Origin of the sequence: Bordetella genomosp. 7, assembly GCF_002261415.1 — a bacterium.
Lineage (GTDB): Bacteria > Pseudomonadota > Gammaproteobacteria > Burkholderiales > Burkholderiaceae_B > Bordetella_A.
Genome location: NZ_NEVI01000014.1, coordinates 46,288 through 61,776, shown reverse-complemented (window position 1 = coordinate 61,776; position 15,489 = coordinate 46,288). Strand labels below are relative to the sequence as shown.

Genomic DNA, 15,489 nt, shown 5'->3' with positions numbered 1-15,489 from the left:
CAATCGACGCGGTATCAATTTGAACTGGACAAGTCGTATGGGCATGTGGATCTGGTTCGGCCTGGCGGCGCTGGCGCTGATCGGCGAAGTCGCCAGCGGCACCTTCTACCTGCTGCTGGTTGCCTTGGGGCTGGTCGGGGGCGGCATTGCCGCGTGGCTGGCCGCGGGCTTCGAATGGCAGCTGGCCGCTTGCGCGCTGGTAGCGCTGCTGGGGCTGCTGGTGTTGCGCCGCGCCGGCGTCTTGAAAAAGCGCGAGGTCAACGCTGCGCGCAACGCCGACGTCAACATGGATATCGGCCAGACCGTACAAGTAGAAGCCTGGTCCGACGCCGGGGCGGCCCGGGTGTGGTATCGCGGCGCGCACTGGCAGGCCGAACTGGCCGCCGGCCACCCGCGCATGGCGGGCGCCCATGTCATCGCCGAAGTGCGCGGCAATTGCCTGGTGCTGGCGCCCAAGAGCGCGGCGCATGGCTGACATGCTTATTCACTACCACGCAGGGAACTTCCATGATGTTTGACACTTCCACCATCACCCTGATCGTACTGGTCATCCTGGCCTTGCTGGTCATCATCAAGGCCATTGCCATCGTTCCGCAGCAACATGCCTGGGTGGTCGAGCGCCTGGGCAAATTCGATCGGGTGCTCTCGCCCGGCGCGGGCTTTGTCATCCCGTTCATCGAGCGGGTGTCGTACAAGCACTCGCTGAAGGAAATTCCGCTGGATGTGCCCAGCCAGGTCTGCATCACCCGCGACAACACCCAGCTGCAGGTCGACGGCGTGCTGTATTTCCAGGTAACCGACGCCATGCGCGCATCGTACGGGTCGTCCAACTATATTTCGGCCATTACCCAGCTGGCCCAGACCACGCTGCGTTCGGTGATCGGCAAAATGGAACTCGACCGCACGTTCGAAGAACGCGAGTTCATCAACAGCACCATCGTCAGCGCGCTGGACGAGGCCGCCCTGAATTGGGGCGTGAAGGTGTTGCGCTACGAAATCAAGGATCTGACTCCGCCCAACGAAATCCTGCGCGCCATGCAGGCGCAGATCACGGCCGAGCGCGAAAAGCGGGCGCTTATCGCCGCTTCGGAAGGCCGTCGCCAGGAGCAGATCAACATCGCTACCGGCGAACGGGAAGCCGCCATCGCGCGCTCCGAAGGCGAAAAGCAGGCGCAGATCAACCAGGCGCAGGGCGAGGCAGCGGCCGTGCTGGCCATTGCCGAAGCGACGGCCAAGGCCATCACGCAGGTCGGCGAGGCCGTGCGCCAGCCGGGCGGCATGGAAGCGGTGAACCTGCAGGTGGCCGAACGCTACGTGGATGCGTTCAGCAATGTGGCCAAGGAAGGCAATACGCTGATCCTGCCGTCGAACCTGGCCGACGTGGGCGGGTTGATCGCCTCGGCCATGACGATCGTGAAGTCCGGCAAGACGGCCTGACAGGCCGGACGCGCCAGGCGGGCCCAGGGGCCCGCCTAGTCGCCCTTGCGCGCATTGCGCGTGTCGTGCTTCATCATGCGTTCTTTCTCGCGCTGCCAGTCTTTTTCGCGCGCCGTGTCACGCTTGTCGTACAGTTTCTTGCCGCGGCCCAGCGCGAAATCAAGCTTGATGCGCCCATTCTTGTAGTGCAGGTTCAGCGGCACCAGGGTATAGCCGCGTTGCTCGACCTTGCCGATCAGCTTGCTGATTTCTTCGGCCTTGAGCAGCAGCTTGCGCGTGCGCATGGCGTCGGGGTGGATGTGCGTGGACGCGGTCGGCAATGGGCTGACATGCATGCCCAGCAGATAGAGTTCGCCGTCGCGCACGATGACGTAGCTTTCTTTCAGTTGCACGCGGCCTTCGCGGATCGCCTTGACTTCCCAGCCCTGCAGAACCAGGCCGGCTTCGTAGCGGTCTTCGATGAAATAGTCGTGCGAGGCCTTGCGGTTGTCGATGATGCTCATGAGGCGGAAAATCCGGAGGTAGCGGCGCTACCGGTAAAATCTGATCATTCTAGCCATTTGCGATAGCCGATGCACAAAGTACAGCGATCCGTCCTGGTTCCCTACAGCGCCGCGCAGATGTTCGATCTGGTGGCCGACGTGGAGAAGTATCCCGAATTCATGCCCTGGTGCGGCGGCGCCGAGGTGCAGTCGCGCACCGAGCACGGCATGCAGGCATCGATCCAGATCAGTTTTGCCGGCATGAAGCAGCGGTTCACCACGCGCAACACGCACAATTATCCCGAGCGCATCGAGCTCGAACTGGTCGACGGCCCGTTTTCGATGCTGGTGGGGCACTGGGAGTTCCATGCCCTGGCCCCGGACGCCTGCAAGGTGCTGTTCACCCTGGAATACGCTTTTTCCAACCGGGCGCTCGAGATGGTGGTGGGGCCGGTTTTCAACCGCATTGCCACGAGCTTCATCGATTCGTTCACCAAGCGGGCGCAGGCAGTGTATGGCGAATGAGGCGGGCACGCTGCAGGTGTGCGTATGCTTTGCCGAATCTGCAACCTCGGCATGGCAGCGCACGGTGCGCCTGCCGGCTTCGGCCACGGCCGCCGACGCGGTGCGCGCCAGCGGGTTTGCAACCCAGTACCCTGGCCGCGATGCCTGGGAGCACGGGGTGGGAGTTTACGGCAAGTCCTGCCAGCCCGGTACGCCGCTGTCTGACGGCGATCGCCTGGAAATCTACCGGCCCCTGACCTTCGACCCCAAGATATCGCGCCGGCGCCGCGCCGAGCACCGGCGTGCCAAGGCGGCGCGACAGGGGCGCGAGCGCCCCCCAGGGCTGCTCTAGCCCGCCGGCCGGCCCATGCGGGCTCCATTGTCGCCGGCCTGACAAAATCCGCCTGCCCATCGGGCGTAATATCAGGTTCAAAAGGTTTACGTTTACGTTAACGTCATGCAAAATCGGCGCTTGACCGGCGTGGCGGCCCACAAGGCAGCCACGGCGCATCAAGACCGATCAACAGGAGACAACCGTGGATCTGGAACTGACCGACGAGCAGCAGGCCTTCGCCCAGGCCGCGCGCGATTTCGCCGAAGGAGAGCTCGCGCCCCATGCGGCGCACTGGGACGCCGAAGGCATCTTTCCGCGCGAAGCCCTGGGGCGCGCGGGCGAACTGGGGTTCTGCGCCATCTATGCCGCCGAAGACATCGGCGGGTTGGGGCTGCCCAGGCTGGACGCCACCCTGGTGTTCGAGGAAATGGCCGCCGTCGACCCTTCGACCACGGCATTCCTCACCATTCACAATATGGCCACCTGGATGATCGGCCAATGGGCCACGCCCGCCGTGCGCGAAGCGTGGGGGCCATTGCTGGCCAGCGGGCAGAAGCTGGCTTCGTATTGTCTGACCGAGCCTGGGGCGGGCTCGGACGCCGGATCGCTGGCCACCCGCGCGGAGCTCGATGGCGGCGAGTATGTCCTGAACGGCGCCAAGGCTTTTATTTCGGGCGGCGGCGATACGGACTTGCTGGTCGTCATGGCGCGCACGGGCGCCGGCGGGCCGGGCGGCGTCAGCGCGTTCGCGGTGCCGGCCGACAGCCCGGGAATCAGCTACGGTCGTAAAGAAGAGAAAATGGGGTGGAACAGCCAGTCGACCCGGCCCATCACTTTCGAGAACGTCCGGGTGCCGGCCGAAAACTTGCTGGGCCGGGAAGGCGAAGGCTTCAAGATCGCCATGAAAGGCCTGGATGGCGGCCGCATCAACATCGGCACATGTTCGGTGGGGGCGGCACAGGGCGCGCTGGATGCCGCGCGGCGCTATATGCACGAGCGCAGCCAGTTCGGACGGCGGCTGGCCGAGTTCCAGGCCCTGCAGTTCAAGCTGGCCGACATGGCCACGCATCTGGTCGCCGCGCGCCAGATGGTGCGGCTGGCAGCCTGCAAGCTCGACGCCGGTTCGCCCGACGCCGGCACCTACTGCGCGATGGCCAAGCGATTTGCCACCGACATGGGGTTCCAGATCTGCCTTGATGCGCAGCAGATCCACGGCGGCTATGGGTACTTGCGCGACTATCCTCTGGAGCGCCTGGTGCGCGATACTCGGGTTCACCAGATACTCGAGGGCACCAACGAAATCATGCGTGTCATCGTGGCCCGTCAATTGCTCGAAAAGGGAGCCGATATCAGATGAACCCGCCGGTGCTGTTCGAAGAAAAGGCCGCGTCCAACGGTATGCGCGTGGGCATTGCGACGCTGAACGCGCCGCAGACGCTCAACGGGTTGTCGCTCGAAATGGTCGATCTGCTTGCCGAGCGCCTGGATGTATGGGCGCGCGACGCCGGGCTGGCCATTGTGGTGCTGCAGGGGGCGGGCGACAAGGCATTCAGCGCCGGCGGCGACCTGCATGGCCTGTATCGCAGCATGCAGCAGCATCGCGGGCAGGGCGCCTGGGCCAACCGGCTGGCGCGCGATTTCTTCGAACGCGAATATCGCCTGGACTACCGCATTCATACCTACCCCAAGCCGCTGCTGTGCTGGGGGCATGGCATCGTGATGGGCGGCGGCGTGGGGCTCATGATGGGAGCCAGCCATCGCGTGGTCAGCGAAACATCGCGCATCGCCATGCCCGAAATTTCCATCGGCCTGTTTCCCGACGTAGGGGGAAGCTGGCTGCTCAACCGCATGCCGGGTCGCACGGGCCTGTTCCTGGCCCTGACGGGCGCGCACCTGAACACCTCCGACGCCTTCTACGCGGGGGTGGCCGATTTCCGCCTCGATTCGGCAGACTGGCCGCGTTTCATGCAAACCCTGCTCGACACCCCATGGGCAGGCCAGGCCGGCGGGCCCGGTAATGGCGCACCGCCGCCGCGCTCCATCAACGATGGCCTGTTACGTCGCGCGCTGCTGGCGCACGAGCCGCCCGCGCCCCTGCCGCCGGGGCCGCTGCGCCAGCATGCCTTCCAGATCAACAGCCTGTGCAGCGGCAACGACCTGGGCGCCATCTACCAGGCCATCGCGGCCCTTGAAGAACATGCCGATCCCTGGCTGGCACGCGCCGCGGCCACCATGCTGGCCGGCTCGCCCGGTTCGGCGCGGCTGGCTTTTACCCTGCAGCAGCGCACCCGCCTGCGCTCGCTGGCCGACGTGTTTCGCACCGAGTACATCGCCGCGCTGGCTTGCGCTGCCCATGGCGATTTCGCCGAAGGCATACGGGCCCTGCTTATCGATAAAGACAAGCAGCCCAAATGGAATCCGGCCACCCTTGACGGCGCGAGCGAAGCCTGGGTGCAGCGCTTTTTCGAGCCGCCCTGGCCCGAAGGCGAGCCGCATCCGCTTGCCGATCTCGGGCCGCCCGAAACCTGACTGCCTCGGCCCCGCGCCCGGTTCAGGCGCCCGGCCGGGCATTACCGTTGCCATCAATAAAAACCAAGGAGACCCAACATGAGCAGTATCGCGTTCATCGGCCTGGGCAACATGGGCGCGCCCATGGCGCACAACCTGATCAAGGCCGGCCATCAACTCACCGTATTCGATCTGGTGCCGCAGGCCGTGCAGGGCCTGGTGGCGGCGGGCGCGCGCGCCGCAGCCGACGCAACCGAGGCCGTCAAGGGCGCCGAAGTCGTGGTAACCATGCTGCCGGCCAGCAAGCATGTCGAAGCGCTCTATCTTGCCGACGACCTGCTTGCCGCCATCGATGCCGCCGCGCTCGTCATCGACTGCAGCACCATCGCGCCAGATTCCGCCCGCAAGGTGGCGGCGGCCGCCAAGGCCCGCGGGCTGGCCATGATAGACGCGCCGGTGTCCGGCGGAACGGGCGGCGCAGTGGCCGGCACGCTGACCTTCATCGTCGGCGGCGAAGCCGACGCGCTGCAACGCGCAATGCCCGTGTTGCAATGCATGGGCAAGAACATCTTCCATGCGGGGGCGGCCGGGGCAGGGCAGGTTGCCAAGATCTGCAACAACATGCTGCTCGGCATCCTGATGGCAGGCACGTCCGAGGCCCTGGCGCTGGGTGTGGCCAATGGCCTGGATCCCAAAGTGTTGTCCGACATCATTGCAAAAAGCTCGGGGCGCAACTGGGCCACCGAACTCTACAATCCGTGGCCGGGCGTCATGGATCATGCGCCGGCATCCAAGGGCTATGCGGGTGGGTTTGGCGTGGATCTCATGCTCAAGGACCTGGGCCTGGCGGCAGAATCCGCCCTGTCCACGCGCTCGTCTATTCCGCTGGGCGAACTGGCGCGCAACCTGTATTCATTGCATAGCGCGGCCGGCACTGGCAAGCTCGATTTCTCCAGTATCGTCAAGCTCTACACGGACAAGGCCGCATGAACGCCGCCGCAGCTGCCGAGGCGGCCCAACGGGTGCGCAGCAGTTTCGCCCGCCAGACCGTCATGTCCGCATTCGGCGCAACGCTGGCCCGCGTCGAGCCGGGGCAGGTGGATATCGAACTTGCCTACCAGCCCCAGCTTTGCCAGCAGAACGGCTACCTGCATGCCGGCATTTCCACCACCATCGCCGACACCGCGGGCGGGTACGCGGCACTGACCCTGTTCGAACCGGGCGAAGACGTACTGACCTCGGAATTCAAGATGAACTTCCTGGCCCCCGCCGACGGCGAACGTTTCGTGGCCAGCGGCCGCGTTGTCAAGCCCGGCAGACGCCTCAGCATTTGCCAGGTCGAGGTGCGCGCTTATCGAGACGACGAGCCCACGCTGTGCCTGATCGGGTTGATGACGGCCGTGCGTGTGGCGCCGCGTTAAGATTGCGGCTCGCCCACTCTGTTTCTTTCGCCGCACATGCCCGCCAAAGAGCATCACCGCATTTTCCGCTCAGGATGGCTGCGCGCGGCCGTGCTGGGCGCCAACGACGGCATCGTGTCCACGGCCAGCCTTATTGCGGGCGTGGCGGCGGCGGGCGCTTCTCACCAGGCTGTGCTGACCTCCGGGTTGGCCGGGCTGGTGGCGGGCGCGCTTTCCATGGCGGCGGGCGAATACGTATCCGTGCGAACGCAAGCCGACACCGAGGCCGCCGACCTGCGGCTGGAACAACGCGCGCTTACGGGCAATTCGGCCCAGGAACTGCAAGAACTCGCCGATATCTATGTCGGCCGCGGCGTGGCGCCCGCGCTTGCCCGGCAGGTGGCCGAACAGCTTACCCGTCACGATGCGCTTGACGCCCACGCCCGCGACGAACTCGGCATCCTGATGCATAACCGGGCGCGCCCGGTGCAGGCGGCTCTGGCGTCTGCCATATCGTTTGCCAGCGGCGCGGCGCTGCCTCTGGTCACGGCGGTTTTTACACCCGTGGAGCAGGCCGTCGGGGTGGTCACCGCGACGTCGGTGGCGTCGCTGGCGCTGCTGGGCGCAATGGCAGCGCATGCAGGCGGCGCCCCCGTGCTGCCCGCCGCGCTGCGCGTCACGCTACTGGGCGCGGCCGCCATGCTGCTGACCGCCGGTATCGGCGCATTGTTCGGCGTGGCGGTATAGCGCGCCGCCGGCGTTCAGTCGCCTGGCCCTTCCATCAAGGCGTACGGCAACGGCGCTACGGCGATATGCGGGCCGTCGGGGCTGCCGATGCGCAGTTCGCCCGCGGCAAGCGCCGACAGGGCAATTTCGAACAACACGCCGTCGCGCGATGCATCGATGACTCGCCCGCAAGGCTCTTGCGGCTGGCCTGCGTCGTAGATGTCTGTGCCGGGCGCAGGGGCATCCCCCTGGCTGGCCAGGCGGCCATAGGCGGCCCGACGCTTCACCGTGCCCCGGTAATGGCTGCGCGCCACCACCTCTTGGCCGGGATAGCAGCCCTTGGTAAAGTTCACCCCCCCGATGAGGTCGAGGTTCAGCGTCTGGGGAATGAACAGGTCTTGCGTAGCCGCGCTGATCCAGGGCAGGCCGGCAGCCAGGTCGGCGCTGCGCCACTGGTCCGGGTCGCACGCGGCGAATTCGTTTGCCAGGCCGGCAGCCTGCGCCCGCGCGAGTTGCTCGTCGCTCGCGATCCACCACCAGCGCGGGGCCGCGCCCGCAGACGGCGCCGCGATCCAGGTGCCGCTGGGCAGTTCGACGCGCTGCCAGGGTGTAACGGGCAGATCGCCGCCCAGGGCGGCCTGCAGGGTGGGCAGGGCTGCCGGTTCGCACCGTACGCCCGCGGCATGCAGCGGGGCGATGGCCAGCTTGGCCTTGGCCCGCAGCACAAACATCGACAGGCGCTTGACCAGGGCATTGGCCAGATCGCGTCGCACCAGGGCGTACGCGCGGCTGGCATCGGGTGCGGCGGTTGCATCCGCGGCGGGCGGGGCAAGCCAGAGCACCATCGTGGCCAACAGCCGTCCCTTGGCGGTGCAATAGCCTGCCAGCCGCGCGGTGTCGGGCGGCAGGCTGGCGACGTCCTGGGTCAGTTGGCCGTGCAGGAACGGCAGGGCGTCTTCGCCCGATGCAGACACGACGGCATAGTCGGGCAAGGGGGCGCACAGGGCCGAACCATCGGACTGAGTAGCGATCAAACTGAAAAATGCATGCATGGCAGGAATTTGGCAGCGAAGGCGGGGCGCCGACAGGGTGCCCGCAGATATGTCGATGATACCCGCGGCGGCCGGCCTTCGGGCGCAATTCCGGGTGCGCGACAGGGCCGGCAAGGCCTGCCGACTCCGCCATATCCATTAAACTGCGCACACTTATGAAAAAGCTCTACGTCTATTTTCTGGTTGCCTGCCTGGCCGTGACGCTGCTGGCCGCCGCCGCGGCCGCCGGCGCGTGGTTCTGGGTAAAGCGGCCGCTGGACCTGCCAGCCGAACGGATCGAGTTCATCGTGCCTGCCGGCAGTACGCCGCGCGCCGTCGCGCGCGCCATGAACGACGCCGGCATTCCGGTGTGGCAAGATGGCTTTGCATGGCTGGCACGACTTTCCGAACGAGACAAGCTGATCCAGGCGGGCGGATACGAGGCGCGCGCCGGCGACAGCCCCTGGACGCTGCTCGATCGGCTGGCGCGCGGCGACATGGTGCAGCGCCAGCTTACGTTCGTGGAAGGGTGGACATTCGCGCAGTTCCGCCAGGCGCTGCGCGCCCATCCCGATGTGAAGCAGACCCTGGGCGATATCAGCGACGCCGAACTGATGGCCAGGCTGGGATCGCCGTACAAGGCGCCCGAAGGGCTGTTTTTCCCCGATACATATGTGTTTACGCCCGGCACGACCGACCTGGATCTTCTGCGCCGCGCCTACCAATTGCAGCAGCAGGTGCTGGGCGAAGTCTGGGCGCAGCGCCAGCCCGGCCTGCCGCTCGACACGCCATACCAGGCGCTGATCCTGGCCTCTATCATTGAAAAAGAAACCGGGCATGGGCCTGAACGCACGCGTGTTGCCGGTGTGTTCGTGAACCGGCTCAGGCTGGGCATGATGCTGCAGACCGACCCGACAGTGATCTACGGCATGGGCGAACGCTACCAGGGGCGGATAAGGCGGGCCGACCTGCAGACCGACACCCCGTGGAACACCTATACGCGCGCAGGCCTTCCCCCCACGCCGATTGCGGCGGCAGGGCGTGCGGCGTTGCTCGCGGCGGTGCAGCCCGAACGGCACAAGTACCTGTATTTCGTATCGCGCGGCAACGGCACCAGCGAGTTTTCAGCCAACCTGGCCGAACATAACCGCAACGTGGCGCGCTACATCCTGGGGCGTAACTGATGAACCCACGCGGACGTTTCATTACGCTGGAAGGCGTGGACGGCGCCGGCAAGAGCACACATGCCGCCTGGCTGGCCGACACACTGCGCGCCTGGGGCTACACCGTGGTCGCCACGCGCGAACCGGGCGGCACCCCGCTGGGCGAGACGCTGCGCGGGCTGGTGCTGTCCGAATCCATGAGCCTGGACACCGAGACGCTTCTGATGTTCGCGGCGCGCTGCGAGCACCTGGCCCAAGTGATCGAGCCTGCCCTGGCGCGGGGCGACTGGGTGGTATGCGACCGCTATACCGACGCCACCTATGCCTACCAGGGCGGCGGCCGGCAGCTGGGCGCGGAACGCGTGGCCGTGCTCGAACAATGGATGCGCCCGGCGCTGCAGCCGGACCGCACCTGGTTGTTCGACGTACCCCTTGAGCTCGCGCGCGCGCGCCTGGCCGATGCGCGCCAGCCAGATCGTTTCGAGCGCGAAGCCGCCGAGTTCTTCGAACGCACCCGCGCCGCCTACCATGCCCGCGCGGCGGCGCATCCCGGGCGCATACGGATAGTGGATTCCAGCCGGCCGGTGGAACAGGTGCGTGCCCAACTGCACGCAGAGCTGCGCGCCCTGACCGAGGCCGCATGAGCACCGCCGCCTTTCTGCCCTGGCAGCACGACATTGCCCGTTCCTGGCTGGCCGGACGCGAGCGCTTCGCCCACGCCTGGCTCATTCACGGCATGGGCGGCATCGGCAAGCTCGATTTTGCGCTTGCGGCGGCCGCCAGCCTGCTGTGCGAATCGCCGCGCGACCTCCTGGCCTGCGGCGCCTGTCCCGCCTGCAGGTGGGTGGCCGGCGGCAACCATCCCGACTTGCGTCGCATCCGCCCCGAGGCGATCGCCTTGCAAGAGGGCGCCGAGGCCGCGGAAAGCGGCGACGAAACCGAGCCGGCCACCGGCACGGCCGCTAAAAGGCAGCCTTCCCGGGAAATCCGAATCGACCAGATCCGCGCACTGGAATCGTGGTTCAACACGGCCACGCACCGCGGCGGCTGGCGCGTGGCGCTGCTTTATCCGGCGCACGCCCTGAACGTCATTTCGGCCAATGCCTTGCTGAAGGTGCTGGAAGAACCGCCGCCGCACACGGTATTCCTGCTGGTCGCCGATGCGCCCGACCGCCTGCTGCCCACGCTGGTGTCACGCTGCCGCCGCCTGCCTCTGCCGGCGCCCGGGCCGCAAGAATCGCTGCAATGGCTGCAGGAACAAGGCGTCGAACCGGCCGCCGACTGGCTCGCCGCCGCCGGTGGCGCTCCGCTGGCCGCACTGCGGCGAGCTCGCGCAAGCGAACAGGCCTGTCCCGATTGGCTTGCCCAGCTGATCAAGCCGCTGGCGCAAGGCCAGGCGCCCGATATAGGGGCGCTGTCCGAGTCGCTGGAGAAGGTGGCCGCGCCTGATTGGCTGGATGCGCTGCAGCGCCTGTACACCGACCTGGTGCTGGCACAGGCCAAGGCGCCCGTGCGGTATTTTCCATCCCTGGCCGCGCCGGTGGCGAAAGTCTCCGCCAGCGCCGACGCGGTGCGGCTGGCCGACACCGCGCGCTGGCTCACGCAGCAGCGCCGGCTGGCCACGCACCCGCTCAATGCCAAGCTGCTCGCACATGCGACGCTGCAGCGCGTGGTGCTATCCTGCCAAGGATAGGCGCGCGGCTGGCCCACGCCGGGCTCCTGAAAACTGAGTAACTGCCACTCCATGTACGTCGATTCACACTGCCATCTGAACTTTCCCGAGCTCGCGCAGGAATTGCCCGATATTCTTCAGCGCATGGCGGACAACCAGGTCACCCACGCGTTGGTCGTCAGCGTTGATCTGCCCGACTGGCCCGGCCTGATCGAACTGGTGCAGCCTCACCGGAACCTGTGGGCCTCGGTGGGGGTGCATCCGGACTACGAAGCGACTTCCGATCCCACCGAAGCCGAACTGCTGCAGTTGTCGCATCATCCCAAGGTGGTGGCCATCGGTGAAACCGGACTGGATTATTACCGCCTGAGCGAGCCGCTGGATTGGCAGCGCGAGCGCTTCCGCCGCCATATCCGCGTGGCGCGGCAGGCGAACCTGCCGCTCATCATTCACACCCGGGACTCGGTGGCCGACACATTGCAGATCCTGCGGGAAGAGAATGCCGCGCAAGTAGGGGGCGTGATGCATTGCTTTACCGAATCGTGGGAAATGGCGCAGGCTGCCATGGATCTGAACTTTCACATATCGCTGTCGGGCATCGTCACCTTCAAGAACGCGGCGGTCGTGCACGAGGTGGCCGCCAAGATGCCGCTGGATCGGCTGTTGATCGAGACCGATTCTCCGTACCTGGCGCCGGTGCCATTTCGCGGCAAGCGCAATGACCCATCAAAAGTCATCCACGTCGCGCAGAAGATCGCCGACCTGCAGGGCCGGGATGTATCGGAAGTGGCGCACGCGTCTACTGAAAATTTCTTTAAATTATTCAATAAGATAGACCGGTAATCTAAAGTTATTTATTTAAAGTTGAATGTCTGAAGTGATTTATTTAAAGTAATTTCTCAAGAATGGTCGCCATGCCTGTGTCCCACATAAAAAATTCCTGGTTTCGCCCGCTGGCTGCCGTGTGCCTGGCCGCGGGCCTGGCATGGGGTGCGGCCGCCCCTGTGGCGGCCGCCGAGGCGCCGCCCAACTTCTGGGTGTATGTACACAACGACAAAGCGGCCGACCTGCGCGAGCTGCTGGCCCAGGGGGCAGACCCCAACGTGCGCTACAAAAATGGCCAGCCCGCGCTGATGCGCGCCGTGGTAGACGGCGCCTGGCAGGTGTTCGACCTGTTGGCGGCAGACCCCCGCACCGACCTCGAGGCGGTGAACCCGGCCAACGAAACGGCCCTGATGTACCTGGCCGTGGCGGGGCAGACGGATCGGGCGCGCGCGCTTATTGCGCGCGGCGCGCAGGTGAACCGGCTGGGCTGGACGCCGCTGCACTATGCGGCCTCCAAGGGGCATGTGGATACCGCCAGACTGCTGTTGCAGCACAAGGCCATGGTCAATGCGCCTTCGCCCGACGGAACGACGCCGCTTATGATGGCAGCGCTATCGGGCAGCCGCGAGATGGTGCAGGTACTGCTGGATGCGGGTGGCGACGTGACGACGCGCAATCTGAAGGGCCAGAACGCCGCCGACTGGGCGCGTCAGGGCAAGGCAGGCAAGCTGGCCGACGAACTCACGGAACTGATCGCTGCCGCGCAGGCGCGCCGGGAAGCGCTGCGGTCCGGCGAGAACCCGTCTTCGGCGCCCGCGGCGCCTGCCGCGCAACCCGCGCAGCCCGCCCAGGCCCCGCGCCCGGCGGCGCAAGCATCCGACGATGACGCGCCGTCGCTGTCGGGCGTGTCGGGGGTTCGTTTGAACAAATACTGAGCCACGCCGCCCCGGCCGGCGGCCGGGCTCGTGGGGCGCATGCAGGTGCGGGGCGCGCGTCAGCCCAGCAACAGGGGAAATTCCCGTTCGGCCGTCGCGGGCAGGGGGGTCATCGGCCCGTTTGCGGTTTCCAGCACATAGCCCGCGCTGATCACCAGCGCCGCAGACTGGCCGTGACGCACGTCGGGCAGTTGCCAACTCGCGCTGCCCAGGGGCGTGGTCGCATCGGCAGAGGGGGCGAGCGTTGTGTCCTGAGCTAAAGGCTGGATGTCGCCGCACTCGCCGTCGATCTTGAGCCGTGCGGTGGCAAAGAAGCGCGGCGAGCCCGCCAGCGCGGCCGAATGCCGCCCGGCAGCCGACACCGAAATCGTGCGGCCCCGTACGGCATATTCGCCCGTCAGGAAATAAGAACCGACCACCGGCCCGTTACGGGTAGACAGATAGGCCAGCTGGCGCAGGTTGAAGGGGTATGCGCCTTCGACAAATCCGGCGGGTTCTCCCAGGCGTGCAGCCAGCACCTTGCCCGAGGCGATCAGGCCGGCGACGTGGCGGGCCGCGTCGTCCAGGCTGCGGGGCTGCGCAGCCGAATACTCCGGCTCGACGGCATGGCACAGCTTCATGAGGGCCAGGCGATTGCCATCATCGCTCAGGAAGTCGCGCAGCATTGATTCGGTGCCGGCCCGGTCGGCGGCGCGCCCGGGGGCGCGGCCGCCTTGGGGATACCGGGGCGTCAGCATCAGAACTTCGCTCGAGTGCCGCAATACGACGGATGGGGAATGCAAGCCAATCGACATAAAAGCCTCGCGCAAAAACAGGGCGCCCGCAACGGCGCAGAAAGCCGGTTCATTCTATCGATGTGACTATTGCAGGATCGGCTCCGTCGGCAACACTATGTAAAGCATTGCGGTGGCCCGCGGGCGGTAAGTTAGCCTAAGGTGTCGAGGCGGCGCGCAAGGTTTTGAGCCCGCAGCGGCTTCTGCCGCTGTGACGTGTTGCAACGACTGTATTGCAGCCCCACGTCGTCATGGCTTGCGCCGGCGATCCGCACGGTATGAGCGGGCGCACTATCATTCGTCCCCATTATATTTTTTTGTTATTTAATGGGGACAGCGATGGTTTTGGTGGCTACAATTAAATCAGTCCTAGCCTGGAGACTCTGCTCATGTCCGATAAGCCCACCCATGCATTGCCGTCGTATCTGGATGCCGCACATGTAGGCCCTTGGGGGATCTACCTTCAACAAGTCGACCGCGTCACCCCCTACCTGGGGTCGCTCGCACGTTGGGTAGAAACCTTGAAGCGGCCCAAGCGCGCCCTGATCGTCGATGTGCCTATCGAACTGGACAACGGCAGCGTTGCCCACTTTGAAGGGTACCGGGTGCAGCACAACACGTCGCGCGGGCCGGGCAAGGGAGGGGTGCGGTTTCACCAGGACGTCACGCTGTCCGAGGTCATGGCCCTGGCCGCCTGGATGTCGATCAAGAATGCCGCGGTGAACCTGCCCTATGGCGGCGCCAAGGGGGGTATCCGGGTCGACCCGCGCCAGCTCTCGATGGCCGAGCTTGAACGCATGACGCGCCGCTATACCTCGGAAATCGGCGTCATCATCGGCCCCACCAAGGATATTCCCGCGCCCGACGTGAACACCAACGCGCAGACGATGGCGTGGATGATGGACACGTACTCGATGAACGAAGGCTCCACTTCCACCGGCGTGGTCACCGGCAAGCCGATATCGCTGGGCGGAAGCCTGGGCCGGGTCGAGGCCACCGGACGCGGCGTGTACGTCACCGCTTGCGAAGCGGCACGGGACCGCAACATCGACGTTTCGCAAGCTACTGTCATCGTGCAGGGCTTCGGTAACGTGGGTGGCACGGCGGCCCGCCTGTTCCATGAAACCGGGGCCAAGGTCATTGCGGTGCAAGACCATACGGGCACGGTATACAACGCCGCGGGCCTGGACGTGCACAAGCTGTTGTCGCATGTGTCGCAAAAGGGCGGTGTGGCCGGTTTCAGCGGCGGCGAGGCCCTGGACAACGCGCAGTTCTGGGAACTGGAAACCGATTTCCTCATTCCCGCCGCGCTGGAAGGGCAGATCAACGAGTCCAACGCGCACAAGGTGCGCGCCAAGATCGTGGTCGAAGGCGCCAACGGCCCCACCACGCCCGAGGCCGACGATATTCTCAACGACAACGGCGTATATGTGGTGCCCGATGTGCTGGCCAACGCCGGCGGCGTGACGGTCAGCTATTTCGAGTGGGTGCAGGACTTCTCGAGCTTTTTCTGGAGCGAAGAGGAAATCAACCACCGCCTCGAGCGCCTGATGCGCGAAGCCTATTCGGCCGTATCGCAGATGGCCAAGGAACACAAGGTGACGCTGCGCACCGCGGCGTTCATCGTGGCTTGCACGCGCATTCTGCAGGCGCGTCAGGTACGCGGGCTGTACCCCTGAGGCCGCCGCCAAGGCCGTGG

18 protein-coding genes are annotated in these 15,489 nt (G+C 65.9%); 15 read left to right on the top strand and 3 right to left on the bottom strand.

Annotated elements, in window-relative coordinates:
• The first annotated feature begins 43 nt into the window (after positions 1–43).
• Together CAL18_RS07240 and CAL18_RS07235 are read left to right on the top strand one after the other, a co-directional pair.
• On the top strand, positions 44–475 hold the full coding sequence (locus CAL18_RS07240) for an NfeD family protein (RefSeq protein WP_026638605.1): 432 nt from the start codon (positions 44–46) through the stop codon (positions 473–475).
• A gap of 35 nt (positions 476–510) precedes the next feature.
• Complete coding sequence (locus CAL18_RS07235; RefSeq protein ID WP_026638604.1) at positions 511–1,437, top strand: SPFH domain-containing protein; 927 nt, start codon at positions 511–513, stop codon at positions 1,435–1,437.
• Positions 1,438–1,472: 35 nt separating this feature from the next.
• Here CAL18_RS07235 and smpB read toward each other — a convergent pair whose 3' ends face one another.
• Positions 1,473–1,940, bottom strand: coding sequence for an SsrA-binding protein SmpB (gene smpB / locus CAL18_RS07230; RefSeq protein ID WP_026638603.1), 468 nt, complete (start codon positions 1,938–1,940; stop codon positions 1,473–1,475).
• Positions 1,941–2,009: 69 nt separating this feature from the next.
• Between smpB and CAL18_RS07225 the strand changes: the two genes are divergently transcribed.
• The 7 genes from CAL18_RS07225 to CAL18_RS07195 all read left to right on the top strand — a co-directional run bounded on the left by CAL18_RS07225 (position 2,010) and on the right by CAL18_RS07195 (position 7,412).
• Positions 2,010–2,444: a type II toxin-antitoxin system RatA family toxin gene (locus CAL18_RS07225; protein ID WP_026638602.1), complete on the top strand. Its 435-nt coding sequence runs from the start codon at positions 2,010–2,012 to the stop codon at positions 2,442–2,444.
• A complete protein-coding gene (locus CAL18_RS07220; RefSeq protein WP_094817614.1) occupies positions 2,434–2,775 on the top strand; it encodes an RnfH family protein in 342 nt (113 codons plus the stop codon). The genes CAL18_RS07225 and CAL18_RS07220 overlap by 11 nt, the downstream gene beginning before the upstream one ends.
• A 184-nt stretch (positions 2,776–2,959) precedes the next feature.
• Positions 2,960–4,114 (top strand): acyl-CoA dehydrogenase family protein, encoded by a 1,155-nt coding sequence (locus CAL18_RS07215; protein ID WP_026638600.1) that lies wholly within the window; start codon positions 2,960–2,962, stop codon positions 4,112–4,114.
• Complete coding sequence (locus CAL18_RS07210; RefSeq protein ID WP_094817613.1) at positions 4,111–5,286, top strand: enoyl-CoA hydratase/isomerase family protein; 1,176 nt, start codon at positions 4,111–4,113, stop codon at positions 5,284–5,286. Before CAL18_RS07215 ends, CAL18_RS07210 begins: the two co-directional genes overlap by 4 nt.
• A 78-nt stretch (positions 5,287–5,364) precedes the next feature.
• A complete protein-coding gene (mmsB, locus tag CAL18_RS07205; protein ID WP_094817612.1) occupies positions 5,365–6,255 on the top strand; it encodes a 3-hydroxyisobutyrate dehydrogenase in 891 nt (296 codons plus the stop codon).
• Complete coding sequence (locus CAL18_RS07200) at positions 6,252–6,686, top strand: PaaI family thioesterase (RefSeq protein ID WP_094817611.1); 435 nt, start codon at positions 6,252–6,254, stop codon at positions 6,684–6,686. The genes mmsB and CAL18_RS07200 overlap by 4 nt, the downstream gene beginning before the upstream one ends.
• 36 nt (positions 6,687–6,722) lie before the next feature.
• Complete coding sequence (locus CAL18_RS07195; protein WP_026638596.1) at positions 6,723–7,412, top strand: VIT1/CCC1 transporter family protein; 690 nt, start codon at positions 6,723–6,725, stop codon at positions 7,410–7,412.
• Between the two features lie 14 nt (positions 7,413–7,426).
• Here CAL18_RS07195 and CAL18_RS07190 read toward each other — a convergent pair whose 3' ends face one another.
• Positions 7,427–8,443, bottom strand: a complete 1,017-nt coding sequence (locus tag CAL18_RS07190) for a YgfZ/GcvT domain-containing protein (protein WP_094817715.1) — start codon at positions 8,441–8,443, stop codon at positions 7,427–7,429.
• 155 nt (positions 8,444–8,598) lie between these two features.
• On the opposite strand from CAL18_RS07190, the gene mltG reads away from it, so the two are divergent.
• The 5 genes from mltG to CAL18_RS07165 all read left to right on the top strand — a co-directional run bounded on the left by mltG (position 8,599) and on the right by CAL18_RS07165 (position 13,017).
• Positions 8,599–9,606 (top strand): endolytic transglycosylase MltG, encoded by a 1,008-nt coding sequence (gene mltG, locus CAL18_RS07185; protein WP_038852010.1) that lies wholly within the window; start codon positions 8,599–8,601, stop codon positions 9,604–9,606.
• A complete protein-coding gene (gene tmk / locus CAL18_RS07180; RefSeq protein WP_026638593.1) occupies positions 9,606–10,229 on the top strand; it encodes a dTMP kinase in 624 nt (207 codons plus the stop codon). The genes mltG and tmk overlap by 1 nt, the downstream gene beginning before the upstream one ends.
• Positions 10,226–11,278, top strand: a complete 1,053-nt coding sequence (gene holB, locus CAL18_RS07175; protein ID WP_094817610.1) for a DNA polymerase III subunit delta' — start codon at positions 10,226–10,228, stop codon at positions 11,276–11,278. Before tmk ends, holB begins: the two co-directional genes overlap by 4 nt.
• A gap of 51 nt (positions 11,279–11,329) precedes the next feature.
• Positions 11,330–12,100 (top strand): TatD family hydrolase, encoded by a 771-nt coding sequence (locus tag CAL18_RS07170; RefSeq protein ID WP_026638591.1) that lies wholly within the window; start codon positions 11,330–11,332, stop codon positions 12,098–12,100.
• A 71-nt stretch (positions 12,101–12,171) separates the two neighbouring features.
• Positions 12,172–13,017, top strand: coding sequence for an ankyrin repeat domain-containing protein (locus tag CAL18_RS07165; RefSeq protein WP_094817714.1), 846 nt, complete (start codon positions 12,172–12,174; stop codon positions 13,015–13,017).
• Between the two features lie 59 nt (positions 13,018–13,076).
• On the opposite strand, the gene CAL18_RS07160 is transcribed toward CAL18_RS07165, so the two are convergent.
• Complete coding sequence (locus CAL18_RS07160) at positions 13,077–13,754, bottom strand: hypothetical protein (RefSeq protein ID WP_094817609.1); 678 nt, start codon at positions 13,752–13,754, stop codon at positions 13,077–13,079.
• A 425-nt stretch (positions 13,755–14,179) separates the two neighbouring features.
• Between CAL18_RS07160 and CAL18_RS07155 the strand changes: the two genes are divergently transcribed.
• On the top strand, positions 14,180–15,469 hold the full coding sequence (locus tag CAL18_RS07155) for a Glu/Leu/Phe/Val family dehydrogenase (protein ID WP_094796577.1): 1,290 nt from the start codon (positions 14,180–14,182) through the stop codon (positions 15,467–15,469).
• Positions 15,470–15,489: the final 20 nt, after the last annotated feature.